Origin of the sequence: Janthinobacterium sp. FT14W, assembly GCF_009208755.1 — a bacterium.
Taxonomy (GTDB): domain Bacteria; phylum Pseudomonadota; class Gammaproteobacteria; order Burkholderiales; family Burkholderiaceae_D; genus Janthinobacterium; species Janthinobacterium violaceinigrum.
The window spans coordinates 1-7,056 of sequence record NZ_WFLL01000091.1 but is presented as its reverse complement, the minus strand read 5'-3'; the positions used below and the strand labels follow the sequence as shown (position 1 = coordinate 7,056).

The window sequence follows — 7,056 nt, the reverse complement described above, 5'->3', positions numbered from 1 at the left end:
GGCGCTGGCGGCCATCGTGCCGGCCATGCTGGGCAGCGCGCTGCCGCAGGAAGCGGGCGCCCGGACCGCGGCGCTCGCTGGCGCCATCGCCGGCGTGGAGACGGCCATCCACGGCTTGCCGCTGGCGGCCCAGCAGGAAGTGCAGGATCTGTTCGGCTTGCTGGCGCTGGCGCCCGCGCGGCGCTTTGTCGCGGGCGTGCAAGGCGGCTGGCCCGAAGCCGATCCGGCCCAGGTGGCGGCCTTCCTGCAGTCGTGGCGCACGCACCGCCTGGCCACCCTGCAGACGGCCTACCTGGCCCTGCACGACCTGATACTCGGCGCCTGGTACGCCGATGCCGCCCACTGGGCCGCCATCGGCTACCCGGGGCCGCTGCCCGAACTGAGCTGAGAAGGCCGCCATGAGCACATCTCCCATACCCGACCCCATCGCCCTCGGCGTGGCCAGCGGCTGGCACGTCACCGACGCCGGCAGCATGACGGAAGACCGCACCCTGGAGGCCGACGTGGTCGTCATCGGCAGTGGCGCCGGCGGCGGCGTGACGGCGGAAATCCTCGCGCTGGCCGGCCTGAAGGTTCTGATCGTCGAAGAGGGCGGCTTGAAGTCTTCGCGCGACTTCAAGATGCGCGAAGCGGACGCCTATCCCGCGCTGTACCAGGAGTCGGCCGCGCGCAAGACGCGCGACAAGGCCATCAATATACTGCAGGGACGCACGGTGGGCGGGTCCACTACCGTCAACTGGACCTCGAGTTTCCGCACGCCGCCCGGCACCCTGGAATACTGGCGCAGGCATTTCGGCCTGGCCGGCTATTCGGTGGACGCCATGGCGCCGTGGTTCGCCATGATGGAGCGGCGCCTGCACGTGAGCGACTGGGCCGCGCCGCCGAATGAAAACAACGACTTGTTGCGCCGTGGCGCCACCGCGCTGGGCATACCCACGGCCGCCATCCGGCGCAACGTGAACGGCTGCTGGAACCTCGGCTACTGCGGCATGGGCTGCCCCACCAACGCCAAGCAGTCGATGCTGGTGACGACGATACCCGCGGCGCTGGCGCTGGGCGCGGGCCTGCTCGTGCATGCGCGCGCGCAGCGTTTCCTTTTCAAGGGCGAGCGCATCGACAGCCTGCAGGTGGCGGCGCTCGACGCGGCGGGCCAGGCGCCCACGGGCGTGCGCATCACGGTGCGCGCCAAGCACTTCGTGCTGGCCGGCGGCGCCATCAATTCGCCGGCGCTGCTGCTGCGCTCGCAGGCGCCCGACCCGCACGGCTTGCTGGGCCGGCGCACCTTCCTGCATCCGACGGTGATCTCTGCGGGGCTGTTCCCGCAGCGGGTCGACGCGTATGCGGGCGCGCCGCAGACGATCTATTCCGACCATTTCCTGCATGGGGCACCCATCGATGGCCCCATCGGCTACAAGCTCGAAGCGCCGCCCCTGCACCCGCTGCTGATGGCCACCACCATGGGCGGTTTCGGCGACGAACATGCGCGCACCATGCGCGAATTCCCCCATGCGCATGCCCTGCTGGCGCTGCTGCGCGACGGCTTTCACCACGACGCGGCGGGCGGCAGCGTGTCGCTCGACAGCTTCGGTGCGCCCGTGCTCGACTATCCGCTCACGCCCTTCATCTGGGATGGCGTGCGGCGCGCGCTGCTGACGATGGCGGAAATCCAGTTCGCGGCGGGCGCGAAAAGCGTGTATCCCGTGCACGAGCTGGCCAGTCACTACAGCAGCTGGGCGCAGGCGAAGCAGGCCATCGGCGACTTGCCGATGAAGGCGCTGCTGGCCAGGGTGGTGTCGGCCCACGTGATGGGCGGCTGCGCCATGTCGGACGATGCGCGCCTGGGCGTGACGGGCGCCGATGGCCGCTACCACGGCGTGCGCAACCTGTCCGTGCACGACGGCGCGCTGTTTCCCACCTCGATAGGCGCCAATCCGCAGTTGACGATCTATGCGCTGGCCGCGCGCCTGGCCAGCGGCCTGGCGCAGCAATTGACGGGGAAGCCGGCCCCCGTGCCCATGCCCGTCCCAGCGGCCGCATGATCGCGCGCATCCTCAAGTGGCTGATGCTGCTGCAGGTGCTGGCCGTGCTGGGGGTGGCGTACCTGGCCAGGCAGGCGTGGGGCGTGGACTCGCCGGTGCTGGCCCTGCTGCTGGCGGTCGCCATGCTGCTGGCCGTGCGCGCGCTGATCGTGGCGCGCAATTTCCGGGCAAGCCGGCGCCAGGGCAGTCCCGTGCCGCCCGCTTGCCAGCTGGGCGCCCTGGGCGCCGCGCGCCTGTTTTTCGGCGAGCTGCGCGCCACGCTGTGGACCTCGTCGTGGGGCATGCTGCGTCCGCGCCTGCATGCGGCCGACGGCATCACGGCTGGCCAGGGCCTGCCGGTGTTGCTGGTGCACGGTTATGTGTGCAATGGCGGCTACTGGACAAAGCTGAGCCGGCAACTGGCGCAGGCGGGCATCGTGCACAAGGCGGTCGACCTGGAACCCTTCGATGCCAGCATCGATGACTACGTGGTGCAAGTGGAGCAGGCGCTGCAGGCGCTGTGCACGCTCACGGGCAAGCCGCAAGCCATCATCGTCGCGCACAGCATGGGCGGCCTGGTGGCGCGTGCCTGGCTGCGCCACTACGGCGCAGCCCGCGTGGCGCGCATCATCACCATCGGCACGCCGCACCACGGCACGGCGCTGGCCAAGCTGGCGGCGGGGACGAATGCGCGCCAGATGAGCCGTATCGGCGGCGCGCCCAGCGGCTGGCTGGCGCAGCTGGCCGCCAGCGAGACGGGGGAAACGCGCGCCCTGATCACGTCGATTTACTCGCACCACGATAATATCGTCGCGCCACAATCATCCGCGCACTTGCCCGGCGCGCGCAATCTTGCCTTCGGCGGCATCGGCCACGTGGCACTGGCCAGCGATGCGCGCGTGCTGCGTCAGCTGTTAGCGGAAATCACTATCAAGTACGAAGCCGCCCAGCCCCCGTCTTGCCCCCGTTTTTCCTGACGCCTGTTGTGTTTTATCTGCATGGCAAGACTGTCTGTCTTGACCTCGCTGTTGCCTCCGTTTGAGAGCCGCACGCTTAGAAAATCCTGTTTTCCACTGGCGTCCTGTATTAAGCTAGCATCAGGAAGGCAGCGGCCAGCGATGATGGCCGAGGCCGTAGTTGCCGCCCCATGGCGTTCCGTACGCGAGATATTTGCGGGGTGCATGGCAGAATGTTGTAGGATTATTATGTTGACCGCGCATGCGGAAAGATGGGTGCAGGCAGAAAATGAGTCCATGCCGTTTTTATTGGGGGTGCTAATTGTCCGCACGTATCCTGATTATCGAAGATAACGCCACCAATATGGAATTGATGGTGTACCTGTTGCGTGCCTTCGGGTACACGCCGCTGGCCGCCTATGACGGCGAAGAGGGCGTGCGCATGGCGCGCAGCGAATTGCCGGACTTGATCATCTGCGACGTGCATTTGCCCAAGCTCGACGGCTATGGCGTGGTGGCGGAGCTGAAGAAAGACCCGCTGCTGCGCAAGATCCCGGCCCTGGCCGTGACGGCGCTGGCCATGGTGGGCGACCGCGAACGCCTGCTCGAAGCGGGTTTCAACGGGTATATCGGCAAACCGATCGAGCCCGACCTGTTCGTGGCGGAGCTGGAATCTTTTTTAACCGGGGCGCCGTCGACGCCAGTTAAAAACGACATAGCTACGATACTGATCGTCGATGATCACGTGCTGAACCGCGAGTTCCTGACCGCGCTGCTGGGTTACGGCGGCCACCGCCTGCTGGAGGCCGCCAATGGCGCCGACGCGCTGGAAGTGCTGCGCACGGAGCGGCCGGACCTGATCATCTCCGACATCCTGATGCCGAACATGGACGGCTACGAATTCGTCACGCGCGTGCATGCCGATCCCGCGCTGGCCGACGTGCCCATCATCTTTTATACGGCCACCTACCGCGAGCAGGAAGCGATCCTGCTGGCGCAGGCGTGCGGCGTGCGCTGGGTGCTGCCCAAGCCGTCCGACCCCGAAGTCATCGTGCGCACGGTCAATGAAGCGCTGGGACTGATGCCGGCGGCAGCCCAGGTGCCGGATGCGCCGGGCACCGGCGGCGGCACGGCCCCGCCCGCCACGGGCAAGCTGGCCGGCATCGAGCACCAGGTCAGCGGCTACCTCGACGAACTCGAGTCCAGCAGCCAGCAGATTTCGCAGCTGGCCAGCCAGCGCGAGGGCCAGGCCGCCATTCCCGAAGACCTGGCCATCATGACGGAGCGCCTGTCGCGTTCGCTATCGAGCCTGCAGGCGGTGAGCCTGCGCCTGACGGCCCTGATCGAGCTGGGCATCGAGCTGGGCGCCGAACGCGATCCGCGCGCCCTGATCGAGGCGGGCTGCAAGGTGGCGCAGAATATCTGCGTCTCCAAATACGCCTGCATCGGCGTGCTGGAAGAGGGCGCCGAAAAGCTCAGTTACTTTTCCTCGTGCGGCGCCGAGAAAAACCTCGAGCGCATCGCCAGCGCGCCGCGCACGGGCATCCTGAGCCGCCTGCTGGAACAGCGCCAGCCCTACCGGGTGAACGGCTTGAAGGGCGACCCCGGCGCGCTGGGCCTGCCCGATACCCACCCGCCCGTGCACTCCTTCCTGGGCGTCGCCATCGCCTCGCGCGAGCGCAGCCACGGCTGGCTGTACCTGGTCGACAAGTTGGGGGCGAACGAGTTTTCCGAAGTCGACGAGCGCGTCGCCGCCACGGTGGCGGCGCAGATCGCCGTCGCCTACGACAACCTGCTGCTGTACGACGAGATCAAGCGCCACCACGAGCAGCTGACCCTGGACATGGCGGCGCGCATCCGCCTCGATGAAGACTTGCGCCGCTTCCGCCTGGCGATGGACGCCACGGCCGACGCGATTTTCCTCGTCGACCGCGCCGGCATGTGCTTCGTCGACGTCAACCAGACTGCCTGCCGCATGCTGGGCTTCGAGCGCGAGGATTTCCTGCGCGTGGGGCCGGGCCGCGCGAACGAGGGCGAGACCCAGCTGGAAGAACTGTACAACAAGCTGCTGGCGGGCGACCAGGGCGGCCCCATGGCGGAATTGCAGCTGCAGCGCAAGGATGGCTCGCCGCTGTCGGTGGAGGTGCAGCGGCGCACCCTGCGCTCGGGGCAGAGCTGGATCCTGGTGGCGGTGGCGCGCGATATCACCGAGCGCAAGGATGCCGAGCAGCGCCTGATGAAGCTGGCCCATTTCGACACCTTGACGGGCTTGCCGAACCGCAGCCAGTTTTTCGCCTCGCTGACCCATTCGCTGGCCCAGGCGGCCGAACACCAGTGGGCCGTGGCCGTGCTGTTCATGGACATCGACCGCTTCAAGAATATCAACGACACCCTGGGCCACACCATCGGCGACGACCTGCTGCGCCAGTTTTCCAGCCGCCTCGTCGATTGCCTGCGCGTGCGCGACACCATCGGCCGCTTTGGCGGCGATGAATTTGCCACCATCCTGCTGCTGCCCGAAGGTGCCCAGCATGCCGTGGGCGTGGTCGACAAGATCCGCGAAGCGATGCGCAAGCCCTTCGACCTGCAGGGCCACGAGGTGACGGTCACGGTCAGCATCGGCATTTCCGTGTACCCCGACGATGGCGTCGATGCGGACACCCTGATTCAATATGCCGACACGGCCATGTACCGCGCCAAGGAAGCGGGCCGCGATGCCTTCCGCTTCTTCACGGCGGAAATGAACGCGCAGTCGATGGCGCGGCTGGACATGGAAAACGCCCTGCGGCGCGCCATCGACAACGAGGAATTCGTGCTGTTCTTCCAGCCCAAGGTGAACATCATCTCGGGACGCATCAGCGGCGCCGAGGCGCTGATACGCTGGCGCCGCCCCGGCCACGGCATGGTGTCGCCGGCCCTGTTCATCCCCCTGCTGGAAGAAACGGGGCTGATCGTGCGCGTCGGTAACTGGGTGCTCGACGAGGCTTGCAGGAAGATCAGCGAGTGGGGCGCCAGCAGCATCGGCCCCGTGCACCTGTCGGTGAACGTGTCGGGCATCCAGTTTTTCGTCGGCGGCCTGGAGGAGGAAGTGCTCAAGGCGATCCGCAAGCACGAGATCGCGCCCGAGCTGCTGGAACTGGAGCTGACGGAAAGCTCGCTGATGTCGAATGCCGAGGAAACCATCGCCGTGCTGCGCAACCTGAAGGCGCTGGGCATCCAGATTTCCATCGACGATTTCGGCACCGGCTATTCCAGCCTGGCCTACCTGAAGCGCTTCCCCATCGACAAGCTGAAGATCGATATCGCCTTCGTGCGCGAAGTGACCAGCAATCCGGACGACGCGGCCATCGTGCTGGCCATCATCAGCATGGCGCACAGCATGAAGCTCGAGGTGATCGCCGAAGGCGTGGAAAACGATGCGCAGCTGGCCTACCTGCGGCGCCACGGCTGCGACGAGATGCAGGGCTATTATTTCAGCCGCCCCGTGCCGCACGAGGAATTCGAGCAGATGCTGATGGGCGGCAAGCTGCTGCAGGCGCCGCACGATGCCGGCGGGGACGAGCAGCAGACCTTGCTGATCGTCGACGACGATGTCTTCATGCTCGACGTGCTCAGCGACTTCCTGGCGCAGGACGGCTACCGCATCCTCACGGCGCAGACGGCGGCCGAGGGCTTCGACATCCTGGCGCGCCACAAGGTGCAGGTGATCCTGTGCGACCAGTGCATGCCGCTCATGAGCGGCACCGAATTCATGGAGCGGGTCAAGCACCTGTGCCCCGACACCTTCCGCATCATGCTGTCGGCCTTTGCCGACCTGACCCCCATCATGGCGGCCATCAACCGCGGCGCCGTCGACCGTTTCTATACCAAGCCGTGGAAAGGCTCCGTGCTGCGCGAGAATATCCGCGAAGGCTTCCGCCTGCACAAGCTGCTGCACGGCCCCGTGAAAGCGGCGGCCTAGGGTCTATCTGACTGATTTCAGAGGAGCCATAGAATCATTGTTGCGATAATCACGACTGCCAGATAGTTGTGTCCGCGTTTATCGTAGCGAGTTGCGACGGCGCGGAAATCTTTCAGGCGGT

General features: G+C 66.6%; 4 protein-coding genes and 1 pseudogene. 4 read left to right on the top strand and 1 reads right to left on the bottom strand.

Going from position 1 to position 7,056, the window contains the following annotated elements; translation table 11 throughout:
* From GCN74_RS27880 to GCN74_RS27865, 4 genes are all read left to right on the top strand, one after another.
* The coding region (locus GCN74_RS27880; RefSeq protein ID WP_152259667.1) for a hypothetical protein at positions 1-388 on the top strand (388 nt) is incomplete at its 5' end.
* A 10-nt stretch (positions 389-398) separates the two neighbouring features.
* Positions 399-2,039 (top strand): GMC family oxidoreductase, encoded by a 1,641-nt coding sequence (locus tag GCN74_RS27875; RefSeq protein ID WP_152259666.1) that lies wholly within the window; start codon positions 399-401, stop codon positions 2,037-2,039.
* Positions 2,036-2,995 (top strand): alpha/beta fold hydrolase, encoded by a 960-nt coding sequence (locus GCN74_RS27870; RefSeq protein WP_152259665.1) that lies wholly within the window; start codon positions 2,036-2,038, stop codon positions 2,993-2,995. Before GCN74_RS27875 ends, GCN74_RS27870 begins: the two co-directional genes overlap by 4 nt.
* A 301-nt stretch (positions 2,996-3,296) precedes the next feature.
* Entirely contained in the window at positions 3,297-6,935 is a 3,639-nt protein-coding gene (locus GCN74_RS27865) for an EAL domain-containing protein (protein WP_152259664.1), read from the top strand.
* A gap of 17 nt (positions 6,936-6,952) precedes the next feature.
* Here the strand turns inward: GCN74_RS27865 and GCN74_RS27860 are convergent.
* A pseudogene (locus tag GCN74_RS27860) lies at positions 6,953-7,056 on the bottom strand (IS5/IS1182 family transposase); the annotation flags it as partial.